This is a genomic window from Paraburkholderia sp. GAS334, assembly GCF_050436625.1.
GTDB lineage: Bacteria > Pseudomonadota > Gammaproteobacteria > Burkholderiales > Burkholderiaceae > Paraburkholderia.
Genome location: NZ_JBNDMO010000005.1, coordinates 371028 through 388291, shown reverse-complemented (window position 1 = coordinate 388291; position 17264 = coordinate 371028). Strand labels below are relative to the sequence as shown.

Annotated in this window: 14 protein-coding genes; 7 read left to right on the top strand and 7 right to left on the bottom strand. The window is 64.5% G+C overall.

The annotated features are described in order from the left end of the window. Positions 1-441 precede the first annotated feature (441 nt). From hpnD to P3T21_RS12675, 4 genes are read left to right on the top strand one after another with little or no spacing between them, the layout of a single operon-like run. Entirely contained in the window at positions 442-1290 is an 849-nt protein-coding gene (hpnD, locus tag P3T21_RS12690) for a presqualene diphosphate synthase HpnD (RefSeq protein WP_429256272.1), read from the top strand. Continuing rightward, entirely contained in the window at positions 1290-2555 is a 1266-nt protein-coding gene (hpnE, locus tag P3T21_RS12685) for a hydroxysqualene dehydroxylase HpnE (protein WP_429256271.1), read from the top strand. Before hpnD ends, hpnE begins: the two co-directional genes overlap by 1 nt. Beyond that, positions 2552-4600 (top strand): squalene--hopene cyclase, encoded by a 2049-nt coding sequence (gene shc, locus P3T21_RS12680; protein WP_429256270.1) that lies wholly within the window; start codon positions 2552-2554, stop codon positions 4598-4600. Before hpnE ends, shc begins: the two co-directional genes overlap by 4 nt. Beyond that, complete coding sequence (locus tag P3T21_RS12675) at positions 4600-5319, top strand: phosphorylase (RefSeq protein WP_429256269.1); 720 nt, start codon at positions 4600-4602, stop codon at positions 5317-5319. Before shc ends, P3T21_RS12675 begins: the two co-directional genes overlap by 1 nt. 123 nt (positions 5320-5442) lie before the next feature. Here P3T21_RS12675 and P3T21_RS12670 read toward each other — a convergent pair whose 3' ends face one another. Both P3T21_RS12670 and P3T21_RS12665 read right to left on the bottom strand, forming a co-directional pair. Next, positions 5443-6363, bottom strand: a complete 921-nt coding sequence (locus P3T21_RS12670; protein ID WP_429256268.1) for an MlaA family lipoprotein — start codon at positions 6361-6363, stop codon at positions 5443-5445. Further along, positions 6360-8987, bottom strand: a complete 2628-nt coding sequence (locus tag P3T21_RS12665; RefSeq protein WP_429256267.1) for an MMPL family transporter — start codon at positions 8985-8987, stop codon at positions 6360-6362. Before P3T21_RS12665 ends, P3T21_RS12670 begins: the two co-directional genes overlap by 4 nt. A gap of 181 nt (positions 8988-9168) precedes the next feature. Between P3T21_RS12665 and P3T21_RS12660 the strand changes: the two genes are divergently transcribed. Continuing rightward, a complete protein-coding gene (locus P3T21_RS12660; protein WP_429256266.1) occupies positions 9169-9774 on the top strand; it encodes an MlaC/ttg2D family ABC transporter substrate-binding protein in 606 nt (201 codons plus the stop codon). A gap of 143 nt (positions 9775-9917) precedes the next feature. Here the strand turns inward: P3T21_RS12660 and hpnH are convergent, their stop codons facing one another. Both hpnH and ispH read right to left on the bottom strand, forming a co-directional pair. Beyond that, positions 9918-11072, bottom strand: coding sequence for an adenosyl-hopene transferase HpnH (gene hpnH / locus P3T21_RS12655; protein WP_429256265.1), 1155 nt, complete (start codon positions 11070-11072; stop codon positions 9918-9920). Between the two features lie 10 nt (positions 11073-11082). Next, entirely contained in the window at positions 11083-12027 is a 945-nt protein-coding gene (gene ispH / locus P3T21_RS12650; RefSeq protein ID WP_429256264.1) for a 4-hydroxy-3-methylbut-2-enyl diphosphate reductase, read from the bottom strand. Between the two features lie 434 nt (positions 12028-12461). Between ispH and P3T21_RS12645 the strand changes: the two genes are divergently transcribed. Then, a complete protein-coding gene (locus P3T21_RS12645) occupies positions 12462-13640 on the top strand; it encodes a glycosyltransferase (protein ID WP_429256263.1) in 1179 nt (392 codons plus the stop codon). 131 nt (positions 13641-13771) lie between these two features. Here P3T21_RS12645 and P3T21_RS12640 read toward each other — a convergent pair whose 3' ends face one another. Then, complete coding sequence (locus P3T21_RS12640; RefSeq protein ID WP_429256262.1) at positions 13772-14323, bottom strand: hypothetical protein; 552 nt, start codon at positions 14321-14323, stop codon at positions 13772-13774. Positions 14324-14437: 114 nt separating this feature from the next. After that, positions 14438-15448: a hopanoid-associated sugar epimerase gene (hpnA, locus tag P3T21_RS12635; RefSeq protein WP_429256261.1), complete on the bottom strand. Its 1011-nt coding sequence runs from the start codon at positions 15446-15448 to the stop codon at positions 14438-14440. Between the two features lie 206 nt (positions 15449-15654). Between hpnA and P3T21_RS12630 the strand changes: the two genes are divergently transcribed. Beyond that, entirely contained in the window at positions 15655-15951 is a 297-nt protein-coding gene (locus P3T21_RS12630) for an acylphosphatase (protein ID WP_429256260.1), read from the top strand. A gap of 47 nt (positions 15952-15998) precedes the next feature. Here the strand turns inward: P3T21_RS12630 and egtD are convergent, their stop codons facing one another. After that, on the bottom strand, positions 15999-16967 hold the full coding sequence (gene egtD, locus P3T21_RS12625; RefSeq protein WP_429256259.1) for an L-histidine N(alpha)-methyltransferase: 969 nt from the start codon (positions 16965-16967) through the stop codon (positions 15999-16001). Positions 16968-17264 lie beyond the last annotated feature (297 nt).

The following is a 17264-nucleotide window of genomic DNA, read 5'->3' as shown; positions in this document are numbered from 1 at the left end:
AAGGTTCGCGGCATCTCAATAAGGTCAGTTTAGGCAGCCGGCGTCTGCGGCTGAATAGGAGCAGTCTTAAATGAAGATGGACGTTGTCAGGCGGATTCGGGAGTAGCCGTTCTTCAGTGGATTTGAATCCGGTGCGTGACGATCCGATTATCTTTCCAGCAGGGTTTCATATTTATCCGCGACTTTGGCGCGCGGTTGCCCCGGACTGACGCGGGATTCCGGTCGGCGAGGCCGTCGATCGCCGCGCCACGCAACCCGCCGCATTGTTACGCCGGCCGCGTCCGCCGACGTGTTTTCAGCGGCGATGGCCAAAGATTGTTATACTTTTCGTCGTTTCCGGCATCCCAGCCGGAGTGTTTCGCGCGTGTCCGCGCGCGCGGACGACATGCCCTGCGGGCGGCGACCCAGTCGCTATCAGCGGGCGCTTCAGCGGAGATCGTCTTGGCCGTTTCCAATCTTGTCGTGGACGATACAGAAACCGACGCAGCTGCCGTGACTTCGGGCAGTTCGTTCTATCTCGCAATGCGCATCCTGCCGGCGGCACAGCGCGATGCGATGTATCAGGTCTACGCTTTCTGTCGCGCGGTCGATGACATCGCCGACAGCGACATGCCACGTGCAGAACGTGCCGCCGCGCTCGAGCGCTGGCGTGCCGACATCGACGCGTGCTACGCGGGAACCCCGCGCGCTTCGTTGCGCGCGCTGACCCGGCACATTCACACGTTCCATCTGCAGCGCGAAGATTTCCACGAGATGATCAACGGTATGGCAATGGATGCAGCCGCTGACATCTGCGCGCCCGATGAAGCCACGCTCGACCTCTACTGCGATCGTGTCGCGAGCGCGGCGGGCCGTCTGTCGGTGAGGATATTCGGGATGCAGGAAGCGCCCGGCCGTGAGCTCGCGCATCACCTCGGCCGCGCGCTGCAGCTCACCAACATCCTGCGCGATATCGACGAGGACGCTGGCATTCACCGCTGCTATCTGCCGCGCGAACTGCTGGCGCGCGAAGGCATCGCGACCACCGATCCCGACGTCATCGCCGACGATCCGTCGTTGCCGCGCGTCTGCGCCACCCTTGTCGCGCGTGCGCGGGAGCACTTCGCGAAGTCCGACGAAATCATGGACGCGCAACCGCGCCGCGAGGTCCGCGCGCCGCGCATCATGTCCGGCGTCTACCGTTGCCTGCTCGAACGCACCGTTGACCGGGGCTTTGACATCCCGCGCACGAAAGTCAGCAAGCCGCGCGCGCGGCTGCTGTGGATCGTCGCCCGCTACGCGTTCTTCTGATGGCCAGAATTGTCCACGTGATCGGCGCGGGCCTCGCCGGTCTGGCCGCCGCGGTGCAGTTGCAGCGTCGCGGCGCCCAGGTCGTGCTGCATGAGGCCGCCGCGCAGGCCGGTGGACGTTGCCGTACGTATTACGATCGGACACTTGGCGCGACGATCGATACGGGCAATCATCTGATCTTCTCGGGCTATCACTCGACGTTGAGTTACGCACGCGCGATCGGCGCGGCGGATGAACTCGTAGGCCCGACGCAGCCCGAGTTCCCGTTCACGGATCTCGCGATCAGCGAACGCTGGACCGTCAAGCTTTCGCCGGGGCATCTGCCGCTGTGGATCTTCGACGCGAACACTCGCGTGCCCGGCACGTACTGGGCGGATTATCTGTCGATGATGCCGCTGCTGTTCGCAAAGCCCGGCCGCACGATGGCGCAGACGATGCGGTGTAACGGCGTCCTGTGGGATCGTCTGCTGCGTCCGCTGTTTCTCGCTGTGCTGAACGTGGAGCCGCGCGAGGCGACGGCGCAGCTGGCGGGCGCCGTCGCGCGCGAGATGTTCGCGACGGGGGGGCAGGCGTGTCGGCCACTGGTCGCGCGCAACGGGCTCGGCAGCGCGTTTGTCGATCCTGCGTTGCGTCTGCTGCAGCACGGTGGCGCGCAGATCAAGCTCGGCTCGCGGCTCAATGATTTGACGTTCTCCGAATCCGGGCGCGTGTCGACGCTGCATTTCGCCGACGAAAGCATCGCACTTGGCGCGACCGAAGGCGTGGTGCTCGCCGTGCCACCGAACGTCGCGCAATCGTTCGTGCCGGGTTTGCAGGCGCCGCAGCGCTTTAGCGCGATCGTCAATGTGCACTTCGCCATCGAGCCGCCGTTTGGCCTGCCACCCATGATGGGTCTCCTGGGCTCGACAGCGGAATGGCTGTTTGCCTTCGACGGCCGGCTTTCGGTGACGATCAACGGCGCCGACCGTTTGATCGGCACGCCGCACGAAGAACTCGCGAAAACGATCTGGGCCGAGGTCGCGCTCGCGGCCGGTTTGCCGGCCGAGCCCATGCCGGTCTCGCAGGTCGTCGTGGAAGAACGTGCGACGTTCGCGTCGCTGCCCGACCAGGAAATGCTGCGCCCAGCCACGCGCACGCGCTGGAACAACCTCATGCTCGCGGGAGACTGGACGGCCACTGGCCTGCCCGCGACGATCGAAGGAGCGATCCGCTCGGGCCAGAAGGCCGCGGACCTGCTTCTGAATGAACCGATGGAACGCCGATGAACGATTTATCACAGATCCCGCCGCTGGACGGCGAGACGTCCGCCACAGCCGCCGCGCTGGCGCCTGCAACCGACGCTACGATGCAAACCGCTGCGCCGCAAACCGCCGCGCCGCAAAATGCGCCGCTCGAAGCCGCCATCACGCGCGCGACCGATGCGATCCTCGCCGACCAGCGCGCCGATGGCCACTGGGTCTACGAACTCGAAGCCGACGCGACGATTCCCGCCGAATACATCCTGCTCGTCCACTACCTCGGCGAAGAAGCGAACCCGGAACTGGAGCAGAAGATCGGCCGTTATCTGCGCCGTATCCAGCTCGCGGACGGTGGCTGGCCGCTCTTCACCGACGGCGCGCTCGACGTCAGCGCCAGCGTGAAGGCGTATTTCGCGCTGAAGATGATCGGCGATCCGGTGGACGCGCCGCACATGTGCCGCGCCCGCGAGGCGATTCTCGCGCACGGCGGCGCGGAAGCGTCGAATGTGTTCACGCGCATCCTGCTCGCGCTCTTTGGGGTCGTGACGTGGTACGCAGTGCCGATGATGCCGGTCGAAATCTCGCTGTTGCCCAAGTGGTTCCCGTTCCATCTGTCGAAGGTGTCGTACTGGGCGCGGACGGTGATCGTGCCGCTGCTGGTGCTGAACGCGAAGCGTCCGGTCGCGCGCAATCCGCGCGGCGTACGGATCGACGAACTGTTCCGTGGGGCGCCCGTCACCACGGGTCTGTCGCCGCGCGCACCGCATCAGCACAAGGGCTGGTTCGGCTTCTTCCGTGGCGTGGACGGCGTGTTGCGGGTCGTCGATGGCCTGTTTCCGAAGACGCTGCGCCAGCGCGCGGTGAATGCCGCAGTGGCCTTCGTCGACGAGCGTCTGAACGGCGACGACGGCCTCGGCGCGATTTTCCCGGCGATGGCGAACGCGGTCATGATGTACGACGTGCTCGGCTATCCGGCCGATCACCCGAACCGCGCGATCGCGCGCCGCTCGATCGAAAAGCTGCTCGTCATTCACGACGACGAGGCGTATTGCCAGCCGTGTCTGTCGCCGGTGTGGGACACATCGCTCGCGGCGCACGCGCTGCTCGAAACCGGCGACGCCCGCGCTGAGCAAGCCGCGCTGCGCGGTCTCGAATGGCTGCGACCGCTGCAGATTCTCGATGTGCGCGGCGACTGGATTTCGCGCCGCGCGGACATTCGCCCGGGCGGCTGGGCGTTCCAGTACGCGAACCCGCACTATCCGGACGTCGATGACACGGCTGTGGTCGCGATGGCGATGCATCGCGCAGCCGCGCTGACGCAATCGAACGTCGATAACACAGCCATTGCGCGCGCCCGCGAGTGGGTCGTCGGCATGCAGAGCAGCGACGGCGGCTGGGGTGCATTCGAGCCGGAAAACACGCAGTACTACCTGAACAACATCCCGTTCTCCGATCATGGCGCGCTGCTCGATCCGCCGACGGCGGATGTGTCGGGCCGCTGTCTGTCGATGCTCGCGCAATTCGGCGAAATGCCGTCGGCGAGCGAGCCGTCGAAGCGCGCGTACGACTACATCCTGAAAGAGCAGATGTCCGACGGCAGCTGGTACGGGCGTTGGGGCATGAACTACATCTACGGCACGTGGACGGCGCTCTGCGCGCTGAACGCCGCCGGTATCAAGCACGACGACGTGCGTATCGCCCGCTCGGTGCAATGGCTCGTGAAGATCCAGAACGACGACGGCGGCTGGGGCGAGGACGGCACCAGCTACAAGCTCGACTATCGCAGATACGAGCAGGCGTCGAGCACAGCGTCGCAGACGGCGTGGGCGCTGATGGGTTTGATGGCGGCCGGTGCCGTCGATCACCCGGCGGTTGCGCGCGGTATCGAATACCTGCAACGCGAGCAGCGCGATCATGGTCTGTGGGATGAAACGCGCTTCACCGCGACGGGCTTCCCGCGCGTGTTCTATTTGCGTTATCACGGCTATCGCAAGTTCTTCCCGTTGTGGGCGCTTGCGCGCTACCGGTCGTTGAGGCGCAGTGGCACTACGCGCGTCACGGTCGGGATGTGATGGCGGTGTCGCAGACATTGTCCGCACGCGGTGACGCATTACCCGTGATCGTCGTGACCGGCATGGCGTTCGAAGCGCGGATCGCGCGCGGCGCAGGCGTCGTGGTCGTCTACGCGGCGCGCGCCGATCTGCTCGAACGTGCGCTGAGCGCGGCCGTGGCGCGGGGTTGCAGCGGGATCCTGAGTTTTGGAACAGCCGGCGGTCTTGCGCCGGATCTGGAGCCGGGCACGCTGATCATCGCAGAGGCGGTCGAAGGGCCGTTCGGGCGCATCGTCACCGACGTCGACTGGTCCGCGCGGCTTGCGCATGCGATCGGCGCCTCGCCATTGAGTGCGCGCCTGCGCCGCGGCGTTCAGGCAGCTGTCACGGCGCCGCTCACGGGCGCTCAGGACAAGCTGGCGCTCAACCGCTCGACCGGCGCGCTCGCCGTCGATATGGAATCGCATATCGCGGGCGCCGTCGCAGCGGCACATGGCGTGCCGTTTGCGGTGTGTCGCGCGATTGTCGATCCGGCGTGGCGCACGCTGCCTTCCGCCGCGACGGCCGGCCTGCGTGACGACGGTCATACGGCGCTCGCGCCGATCCTGCGCGAGCTGCTGCGGCAGCCGTCGCAACTGGGCGCGCTGCTTCAGCTGGCCGCGGATGCGCGCGCGGCAAAACAATCGCTGGTGCGGGCGCGGCACGCGCTCGGCGTCGCCGGCGCGTTGCGGGCGGCTTGACGCGAGCGGGGCGGCACGCTGCGCCGGGCGAAAACGGTCGCAGCGATCCGCGCGTTTAGAAAAAACCGCCCGACAGGTGCAACCTGTCGGGCGGTTTTCATTCCGGCGCGCAAAGAGCGCGTCTTACTGGACGGTCGGCTTTGGCAACGGAGCAACCTCGGGCGCCTTTTTGTCAGCGGGCGGCGTCGATCCAGACGAACCCGACGCGGGCGCTGCCGACCCTGCCGCACCTTCGCCCGGATCAGCATAGTTTGGCACGCCCGCAGGCGCGGTTCCCGAAGCGCCCGGCGCCGGCGCAGGCGCCGGCGCCGCGCCGGAATCGTCCGGATCGCCATAGTCAGGCGGTGCGGTCGGCGAGGTGCCCACGGCGCCTGCGGCGCGCAGCAACGAAATACGCTGCTGGGTATAGGCATCGCGAACGAACGAATACTTGTCGAGCGCCGCCTGCGACAACAGATCGGTCGCACCCAGCAGGTTGGCGCGCGTGTTGACGAACTGGAGGCCGTAAAGCGGGTTGCGCACCGCCGGCTCAGCGTAATTAAGCGGATTGAAGCGGAAATCGACCGCGAATCCGACGCTGTCCCGGAACGAACTCGGCCCGAACAGCGGCAGCACCAGATACGGACCCGACGGCACGCCCCAATGGCCCAGCGTCAACCCGAAATCCTGATGATGCTTCGGCAGACCGGCCGGCGTCGCCCAGTCGAGCAGGCCGAAGATGCCGAACGTTGAGTTGAACGCGAAGCGCATGATGTCTTCGGTCGCGTCCGTGATGTTCAGCTGCATCAGGTTATTCGCCGCGTTGCCGAGATCGCCCAGGTTCGAGAAGAAGTTGGTGACGGCCGTGCGCAGCGGGCTCGGCGTCACCTTCTGGTAGCCCTTCGCGATCGGCTGCGCCACGTACGTGTCGAGCGAGTCATTGAACTTGAAGACCGCCCGGTTCATTGGCTCCAGCGGATCGCCGGGTTTGCGGTCGGGACCGGTCGCGCAGCCGGTGACAGCACACGCGACGACCAGCGCCAGCGCGGAGGTTTGCATCTTCATCCGTCGATCCCTCTGTGTTTCTTTGAGGCGCGCTTTGGGCGCGGTTTTCCCATCAGTACAGGTTGAAATACCACAGCGCCGACAAGTGTGCAGAAAAGCGACAACGCGAGCAGCTTCCCCATGCTCGACGTGCCCGGGTGATGCGACAGCCACAGGCTACCGAATGCCGTCGCCGTTGTCGCGGCGCTGAACATCACGGCATGCGTGAGGCTCGATTGCAGCAGCCCGGTCTGGCCATTGCGCCAGGCCATCACGAAGTAGATCTTGAACGCGACACCCACGCCGAGCATCAACGGCAACGCGATGATGTTCGCGAAGTTGAGCGGCATGTTGAAGACGACACACAGTTCGAGCGTGACGACCGCCGACACCAGCAGCGGGATCATCGTGCGCAGCACGTCGCCGAAACGACGCAGCGTAATCCACAGCAGGATCGTGATCGACAGGACCGCCCAGCCGGCGGCCTGCAGGAACGCCTTGATGATCGTGTCGGCGGAATGCAGGATCGAGATCGGGCCGCCGATCGCGCCCGGCTCAGCGGCTTTCACGGCGTGCGCGAAGTGGCGCAGCATCACGTCGTCGCCGGGATCGGCGCCTGGCGCCACTTTCGGCGAGATATCGACAAGCGCGTGGCCGTCTGCCGAAACCCAGTTGCGCGCGATCTCTGCCGGCACCGTTTCGCGTGTGATTTGCGTGGGCTGAAGCAGCGCGGTCAATTGCCCGAGCGCGATCTTCAGCGGCGCGGACATCGCCTGCTCGGCGTGGTCGCGGGTGGCGGCGTCGGCGGCTGCGAGTTTCGTCAGCGTTGCCGACAGATGCTGCGCTTCGGCGGCGCCGGGCCCCGGGTGATCATCGGCGGCAAGCGCGAGCTGGTTGGCGGCGCGTTTGAGCGCAGCGACACGGTTGGCGTCAGTGGAACGCGGCGCGGTGGGTTGCGTCAGCGCCGGCAGCAGTTGCTGCGCGGCGCTCGCGATCAGCGCGAGTTTCTGCGGCTGGTCGGCGGGCACGAAGGTGTCGAGCGTCGTCACGCGGCCAACTTCGGGCAACGCCGACAGCTTCGCCGCCATCTGGTCCGCGACCGCCAGCGAAGGCGCCAGCGCGTGCACATCGTTGACCGACGCCTCGGGGGCATCCTGCAGCGACATCAGCGTCGCCATCGATTCGGTGTGCGGATCCTTCAGATGGAGCGGATTGAAGTCGAAGCGCAGATGCAGAAGCAGCGGCAGCGCGCCGACGATGATGATGAGCGTCGTGATCAGCACGGGCTTGCGGTTGCGGTCGAGGAAATCGTCGACCGGCGCGAGCTGCCTGAAACCGGGCGATACCGGTTCGCCGAGCGGCGCGAACACCTTGAGCAGCGCCGGCAGCAGCGTCATGTTCGTGAGGTACGCGACGAACATCCCGACGCCCGCGATTTTCCCGAGCTCCGACACGCCGCGATAGGCGGTCGGCAGGAACGAGAAAAAACTTTCCGCGACGGCCACGGCGGCGAGCGTCAGCGGCACGCCGATGCTGTGCGCCGTGTTGAGCAGCGCGGCGGGCAGGCGGTCGTCGTGGTGGCGCTCCTCGCGGTACTTCACGCCGAACTGCACGCCGAAGTCGACCCCCAGTCCGACGAACAGCACCATGAACGCGACCGAGATCATGTTGAGCGCGTCGACCATCATCAGGCCGAGTGCGGCGGTAATCGCGAGGCCGACGAACAGTGTGATGAAGACCGCGATGATCACCCGCTTGGAGCGCAGCGCGAGCAACAGGATCACGAGCACGACCATCAGGGTGCCGATGCCATTGACCACGGCGCCGTCCTTCACCGAGGCGAATTCTTCGTCGGCGAGTGGCTGTTCGCCGGTCAGGCGCACGGTCGCGCCGTACTGGGTGTCCAGATGCAGCGCGGCGACGGTCGCCCGGATCTCCGAGGACGCCCGCGCGCCGGGTTCGAGCGCGCCGAAATCGACGACCGGCTGCACGGTGACGAACGCGCGCGCCGGCTGTTTGGCCGTGTCCTTGTCGACCAGCCCGCGCCACGAGAACACGGCAGGCTGGCCGGCGAGCACGCCGTCGAGCACTGTGGCGCTTTGCGACAGGAGGTGACTCATATCGCCGAGCTTGATCTGACCAATCTGCAACGGCAGCAGCAGGCTCGTGGTCAGGACGCCGGCGAGGCCGGTCAGACTGGGATCCTTTGCCAGCGAATTGATGAGCGGACGCGCCTGCGCAAGCTGCGTTGTGGTCGATTGAACCTGACTGAGCGGCAGAAATAGCAGCCCGTTATGCTCGAAGAACGGGCCGGCTGCAGGCTGCGAGACGGCAACGAATTCCTTAGACTGTTTCTGTAACGCGGCCGTGAGATCGTGCGCGGCGGCATCGGCGAATTCCGGCGCGCGGGCTTCGACAACCACCAGCACGGTCTGGCCGCGGTCGGGGAACGCGGCGTCCATCGCGTTTTCGAGGCCGGACCATTGCGCGTCGGTCTCAACCAGGCGGCTTATATCGGTATTGATCTTGAAGTGATGCGCGACGTAAAAGCCGCTCGCGACGGCAAGCAGGAGCGAGAGCGCGATGACCCACAGGGCATAGCGCACCGACCACGCGACGAGGCGGACGAGGGATAACTTCAGCATACAGGCGGGAGAGCCCCTGTTGTTAATGGCGTATTTGGCGGAAGGGCACAAGTATACAGACGCAGCGGCCCCGCGCGTACGAAGGAAGGCGGGGCGGCGCAGTCAAAATCGGTATACTGGCCCTCAATGGTCCTCCGCTGGCGGTTCAGCGGATCATTTTCTTCCCTGTCCTGAAGAGCGTATGAAACGTTATCTGTCTGCATTTTTCGTGGCCGCCGTGATGTCCACAGCGGCCTTCGCACAAACCGCGCCTGACGCGGTCGTGAAAGCCGCGGTCGAAGGCACGGTCAGCGCGATGAAGGCCGACCCGCAGGCGCGTGGTGGCGACATGAGCAAGATCACTCAGGTCGTCGAGGCGCACTTTGTACCGTCGACGAACTTCCAGCGCACGACCCGTATCGCGGTCGGCAAGGCGTGGACAACCGCGACGCCCGAACAGCAGAAGCAGCTGTACGAGCAGTTCCAGAAGCTGCTGGTGGGCACCTACGCCGCTTCGTTGTCGCAATTGCGCGATCAGGACGTCAAGTTCAACTTCCTGCCGTCGACGGCCGCACCGGGCGACAAGGACACCGTCGTGCAGACGCACGTCATCAGTAACGGCGGCGACGATTCGGTCGGCTACCGGCTGGAAAAGACGGCCAGCGGCTGGAAGATTTACGACATCAACATGATGGGTGCGTGGCTGATCCAGGTGTACCAGACCCAGTTCGCGGATCAACTTGCGAAGGGTGGCGTGGATGGTCTGATCAAGTTTCTGACGCAGCACAACGCGCGTGGCGCGGGTTGATCGACCAGAGCCCGGACGCTTTGCACATTACGCGCCGTGCCAGGCCGTGTCCGCCGGCACTCTATCCAACTCCCTGAATAGAAAAAGGCGCAACGGCTAAACCGTTGCGCCTTTCTTATCAAGGCAGAGAAAACCGCCGCGGCTCAGGCTGCCGTCGCTGCCCGCTCCACCTTCTTACCCTTACCCGCACGGCCGATCTCTTCCAGCTTGATCTCGACGTGACGCGAGAACACGTATTCCGCCGGACGTTGCTTGTCCAAAGGAATGTCCTTCGCAAACGCGCCGGTCGTCTTCGGGCCCGAGATAGCGACCTTCAGTGCCTTCAGCGGATGCGTGACCGTATCCATCACGGCCGTCGCTTCGAAACCGCAGTGGACCATGCAGTCCGCGCACTTTTCGTAGTTGCCGGTGCCGTAGTTTTCCCACTGGGTGGTGTCCATCAGTTCCTTGAAGGTCTTCACATAACCTTCGCCGACCAGATAGCACGGCTTTTGCCAGCCGAACACCGTGCGCGCCGGGTTGCCCCACGGCGTGCATTCATATGTCTGATTGCCGGCCAGGAAGTCGAGGAACATGCTCGACTGGCTGAACGACCAGTTCTTGCCGTTGTTGCCGCGCTTGAAGATTTCGCGGAACAGGTGCTTGGTCTTGTCGCGGTTCAGGAAGTGCTGCTGGTCAGGCGCGCGCTCGTACGCGTAGCCCGGCGACACCGTGATACCGTCGACACCCATCGGGCCGAGCGTGTCGAAGAAGGCAGCGACGCGTTCCGGCACGGCGTCGTTGAACAGCGTGCAGTTGATGTTGACGCGGAAACCGCGGCGCTTCGCTTCCTTGATCGCAGCAACGGCCTTCTCGTACACGCCTTCCTGCGACACCGAGTGATCGTGCGCTTCCTTGTCGCCGTCAAGGTGAACCGACCAGACGAAATACGGATTCGGCTCGTAGTCGTCCATCTTCTTTTCCATCAGCAGCGCGTTCGTGCACAGGTACACGAATTTCTTGCGCGCCATGATGCCCTTCACGATCTGCGGCATTTCCTTGTGCAGCAGCGGTTCGCCACCTGCAATCGAAACGACCGGCGCGCCGCATTCGTCGACCGCGCCAAGGCATTCTTCCAGCGACAGACGCTGGTTCAGGATGGGATCCGGATAATCGATCTTGCCGCAACCATTGCAGGCGAGATTGCAGCGGAACAGCGGCTCCAGCATCAGTGCGAGCGGGTAGCGTTTGTTGCCTGCGAGGTGCTGACGCATGATGTATGCGCCAACCCGGACTTTCTGTAGCAGCGGAATAGACAAGACGTCCTCCTTAAACTTCGCGTGCAGCGAGTGGTTGCGTCAGCTTCAACGGCAACTTGAATTCAACTTTTTCTTCACGGCCCGCCATCGTCGTGACATCGACGGACCCCAATGCGCGCAGCGCATCGATCACGTTTTCAACCATTTCTTCTGGCGCCGACGCGCCCGCCGTAATGCCGACGGTCTGCGCATTTGCAAACCACTCCGGCCGCACTTCGGAACCATCGGCGACGAGGTAGCTCGGCACGTTGGTTTCGCTGCCGATTTCGCGCAGACGGTTCGAGTTCGAGCTGTTCGTCGCGCCGACGACCAGCAGCACATCGACCAGCGTGCACAGCTCGCGCACCGCCGCCTGGCGGTTTTGCGTCGCGTAGCAGATGTCGCGCGTATCCGGGCCGACAATGTCGGTGAAACGCCGCAACAGCGCGTCGATGATGCCACGTGTGTCGTCGACCGACAGCGTGGTCTGCGTGACGTACGCGAGCGGCGTGTCGAGCGGCAGGTCGAGCGTGCCGACTTCGGCTTCGCTCTGCACGAGCAGCACCTTGCCCGGAATCTGACCAATCGTCCCTTCGACTTCCGGGTGACCAGCATGACCGATCAAAATTAACGTGCGGCCGGCAGCGACGTACTGACGACCCTGCACGTGCACTTTCGTGACGAGCGGGCAGGTCGCGTCGAGCACGTCGAGGCCGCGTTGTTCCGCGTCCCGTTCGACGGTCTGCGCGACGCCGTGCGCGCTGAAAATCGCGACGGCGCCTTGCGGCACTTCGTCGAGTTCCTCGACGAAGCGGGCGCCTTTCCGGCGCAGGTTATCGACCACATGACGATTGTGGACAATTTCGTGGCGCACATAAACGGGCGCCCCATGTTGTAGCAAAGCACGATCGACAATCTCGATCGCGCGGACAACACCCGCACAAAAGCCGCGGGGTTGAGCAAGGATGACTCGCATAGGCAGGCGAACTCCGACTGACGCGGGTTTCGAAGAAGTCGGTAAAAACGACCTTATCGCCGCGACATCATATTAGATGGTGTGTTAAGTCCGACGAAAGGCCGGTACACCGAAAACCAAACGCGCATTCTAACGCTATCGGGCGAGACGTGCTTTCCAGGACATATCCGATACCACAACCTGTTGTGGCAAGAATGACTCGGTGCAGCATAGGTGCGGAACCCTTAAACTATTGGGCCCTGCGGTATCTGCTTATAACGGCCGCATCGCTGGCTGCTTGATGGGCCTCTTCACTGTCCGGATTACCGGATGCATTTCAAGGCTCGCTGGATGGACGTCGATCGCTTCAAATACATTCCCGTCGCTGGCAGGTTGCTGCCTGAGGCACTGCGCTCGCGCGCTTCCGGGCGGGCACTATCGGTTGAGGGCAACGCATGATGCTGGTTCTGTTTGCGCTTTCGTGTCTTTCCCTGCTGATCTGGGGCGTCCTGCTGCTCGCGCGTGGCGGCTTCTGGCGGGCGCGTCCCGCGGCGCCGCTGCCGGCAAAGCCGCGTGACGCCGGCGGCTGGCCCGCGGTGGCCGCCGTCGTGCCCGCCCGTAATGAAGCCGACGTGATCGCCCGTGCGGTCGCTTCGCTGCTGGGTCAGGACTACGCGGGCGCGTTTCACGTGATCGTCGTCGATGACCACAGCACCGATGGCACCGCCGACGCCGCTCGTGCGGCCGCGCTGCAGCTTCAGTGTCCGGACCGCCTGACGGTACTGACCGCGAAGCCGTTGCCGGCGGGCTGGTCGGGCAAGGTATGGGCGCAATCGCAGGGCATCGAAGCCGTGAAGACGCTCGGCTTTCCCGCCGACTACCTGCTTCTCACCGACGCCGACATCGGCCATCCCGCCGATGCCGTGACGCAGCTCGTCGCACGGGCTGACGAAGAAAAGCGCGATCTCGTCTCGCTGATGGTCCGGCTGCGCTGCGACTCGTTCTGGGAAAAGGCGCTGATTCCGGCATTCGTGTTCTTCTTCGCCAAGCTGTATCCGTTTTCGTGGGTCAACAACCCGCGCAACAAGACGGCGGCAGCGGCTGGCGGCTGCATGCTGGTGCGCCGCACCGCGCTCGAGGAAGCCGGCGGCATCGAATCGATCCGTGCCGAACTGATCGACGATTGCAGCCTGGCGGCGCGCATCAAGCACCGGGGCGAAGGGCGTCATCCGATCCGGCTGGATGTTGCGGCGCGCAGCATCTCGTTGCGTCCATACGACAGCTGGAAGGACATCTGGAACATGATCGCGCGCACGGCGTTCACGCAGCTGCGCTATAACGGCTGGCTGCTGGCCGGCACGCTGGCGGGCATGACGATCATCTATCTGATTCCGCCGGTCGCGGCGCTCGTGCTCGGGCCGGTCGGCTGGCCGGCGTGGCTCGCCTGGGCGCTCATGTGCTGCGCCTACGCGCCGATGCTCCGGTATTACGGACGTTCGCCGCTGTGGGCGCCGTTCCTGCCGCTGGTGGCGCTGTTCTACGTTGGCGCGACGTTTGCGTCGGCGGTGCGTTACTGGCGCGGCGAGGGCGGTCAGTGGAAGTCGCGGGTTCAGGCGCCAGTGCAGGAACGATAGGCAGGATGGCGGCGCGCAACGCGCCGCCTGCGCATCACAGGCGCGAGCGGCGCCTTGCCGGCATTGGAGACATCCCGGCAGGCGAGGAATGCTGCGCGGGCGTGAGAAGCACTAGAAGCGTCGGACGCGCATCACCGCTGCGTCAGCATCGCGTACATCTGGACGACCATTTCCGGCGAGAACGTGAACGGCACCCAGCCGTGGCCGGTATGACGCAACACCAGCAGACGGTCGCCGTTGGACTGCTTCTGCGCAGCCATCACCGGATTCTTCGTCGACACGAAACGCCAGCCCGGCGGCAGGCCACCCGGCGGCTCGGGCGTCATCGACGCGCGCGCGTTCGCCAGTTCCTCGATCAGTTGACCGACCTGCTCGGGGCGCAGCGAGACCGTCTGGCCGCCAATCGTCATCGTGATTTCGTTCTGCGCCGGACGGGCGATGCTCAGCGTCGGCTTTTCACCGGCGGTGGGTTCAGCGGCGGGTTCAGCGGATTCCGGCGATCCAGCGGCCTGATCAACAGGCTCAGCCGACGCAGCGGAATGAGCAGACGCGTCCGTTGACGGCGCCGTTTCCGCAACGGATTCTGCGGTGGCCGCGGCTTTCGGGGCCAGCGCGACCTGAATGAGCTGATTGAGCTGATCGACGCCCGTTTCAAGCGCGCCAATCTGTTCTTGAAGATTCATGCGAGGCTTTCTCTGGTAAGACCGGCGATTTTAACCGCTGCGCGCGGCCTTGAACTGACGCCGAACGGCCGACGTTGTAACAAAGTGCGTGTTCGTGCCGTACGGCGGCGACGCTCACGCCTTCAGATATCCGGCCTGCCTGAACCACTCCAGCGCATCGCTCAACCCTTCGCGATAGGGGCGCGCGCGATAGCCGAGTTCGCGCTCCGCCTTCGCCGACGTGAAATACATCTTGTTTTTCGACATCTTCAGACCGTCGACCGTCACGAACGGCTCCCGCTTCGTGATCTTCGCCACCGCTTCCGCGCCGACGGCCAGCGGATACAGCGGCCAGCGCGGCAGCGCGATGGTCGGCGGCTTGCGGCCGGTCAGGTTCGCGATGTCGGTGAGCATTTGCTGCAGCGGCAGGTTTTCGCCGCCCAGAATGTACCGTTCGCCGATCTTGCCGCGCTCCAGCGCGAGGAAGTGCCCGGCGGCAACATCGTCGACGTGTACGAGATTCAGACCCGTATCGACGAAGGCTGGAATCTTGCCCAGTGCCGCCTCGACGATGATGCGGCCGGTCGGCGTCGGCTTGACGTCGCGCGGACCGATCGGCGTCGACGGATTGACGATGACGGCAGGCAGCCCGTCGCTGGCAATCATGCGTTCCACCGCGCGCTCGGCCAGCACCTTGCTGCGCTTGTACACGCCGATCGCTTTTTCCGGCGTCAGCGGCGAGGTTTCGTCGGCGGACTGGCCGGAACTCGTCACTTTCAGCGTGGCCACGCTGCTCGTGTAGACAATGCGTTCGACGCCTTCCTTCAAGGCGGCGCGCATCGTCGCCTCGGTGCCCTCGAGGTTCGAGCGCTCGATGTCGAGCGGATCCGGCGCCCACAGACGATAGTCGGCGGCGACGTGAAACAGATAGCGTACGCCGCGCAGCGCGGCACGCATCGACGCTTCGTCGCGCATATCGCCGACGACGATCTCTGCGTCGAGCGCTTCGACGTTGCGCCGCGGACTCGTCGCGCGCACCAGCACGCGCACGGCAAAACCCTTTTGCTGCGCGATGCGCGCCACCGCCGATCCGACAAAGCCGGAGGCACCGGTGACGAGCACCAGATCGCGATTCTGATCGGTCATTCGTTACGATTTCCCTGCATGGCGCGCGGCATTTTTCGTTCGCGTGAGCGGCGGATAGCGGGCAGCGCCGGTTGAATGGTCGACGGATTGTACGTGGAGCGCGCGATGCGGTCACCGGAGCGCGGCCGCGGACTCGTTTCCGTCCAGCATCAATTCGGCGGGGCGACTAGAATGCCGGCTTGAAAAGATAGTCAGGAGAGGTCCACATGACTGCGCCGGATCTGGATTCACGAATCGAAACGTATTACGTGCACGTGCGCGGCCTTGTGCAGGGCGTGGGCTTTCGTCACGCGACGGTGCGCCAGGCGCACGCGCTCGGCATCAAGGGATGGGTGGCGAACCTCGACGACGGTTCCGTCGAAGCGATGCTGCAGGGCGCGGCCAATCAGGTTGACCGGATGCTGTCGTGGCTGCGTCACGGGCCGCCGGCCGCGCGCGTGACCGAAGTCACCGGCGAAGAACGGTCGACGGAAAAGCGCTACGAGCGCTTCGAGCAGCACTGACCGAAACTGCGCGGCGCGTTCATGCCGCGCCGCGCAAAACCACAACGCTATCGCGCCACCAGCAAACTTTCCGCAAAGCCCCAGTCGCGTTCGATCCACTGATGCTGGCAGGTAAAGCCCGCATCGCCCGCGATCGGGCCGACTTCGTCCGCGCGGTATTTGTGGCTGCTTTCCGTCCAGATCGTTTCGCCTTCCTCGAGCGTCACCGTGAGCCTCGCGGCCGCCACGTGCGCCGTCACGCGACGTTTCGCGCGCAGATGCATCTCGATACTGCGTACTTCCGGATTGAAGCGCGCGACATGTTCAAACGCATCGAGCGGAAAATCGCCGCCCAGTTCGCGATTGATCCGCGCGAGCAGGTTCAGGTTGAACGCCGCCGTGACGCCGATCGGATCGTCGTAGGCGGCGACCAGCGTCGGAACTGGCTTGTCGAGGTCGGTGCCGAGAAGCAGCGCGTCGCCGGGCTTGAGCATCGTGCGAATGTCGCGCAGAAAGCGCGTCGCAGCGAGCCGCCCGAAATTGCCGATCGTGCTGCCGAGAAAGAGAACCAGCAGCTGCTCACCGTCGGGCCGTTTTGCGCTGACTTCCGCGAGCCCCGCCAGATAGTCCTTCTCATAACCGACGATCGAAATCCGCTCGATATCGCCGAGTTCGCGCCGGCACAATTGCAAGGCGGTGCGCGAAATTTCAATCGGACAGTAAGACGTGGGGTGCTTTTTACACAGTGCTTCAAGAATCCGGCGCGTTTTGCGACCGCTGCCACTACCGAGTTCGGCGACGGTCACATCCGGTGAAAGCTGCGCGACGATGTCGGTGGCGTGACGCGTCAGCAGACGTTCTTCCGAACGCGTGACGCCGTATTCGGGCAGCGCGGTAATGACTTCGAAGAGCGCGGAGCCCACTTCGTCATACAGATATTTCGAGGGCAATTCCTTCTGCGGTGTCTTTGTGAGGCCGGCGCGGATCTCGACGGCAAATCCGGGCGTTATTTCTTGCAATAGCGCAGGCTGAGTCATGCAGTGTTCCTCTTTTCGGTGGTGGCTGCTGGCCGTGCGGTTTGCGCGCATCGGTGACGCACGCATCGGAAAGGCGGGTAACGGGCCCGCGCAGATGATGGAAAAAGACGTGCCTTCAAGCAAGAAACGCGCTTGGCACACGCTCAAGGCAGTTCGGAACGACTGGGCATCCAGACATGACGGCAAGGGATGAAGTTACGTTCTAGTTCATCGAGCGCCGATGCGCACGGAATAAATGCAGGCGTTGATGGCGGCGAGGCGTCTAGAATGCGGGCTTGCCTTTACGGGCGGTGACAG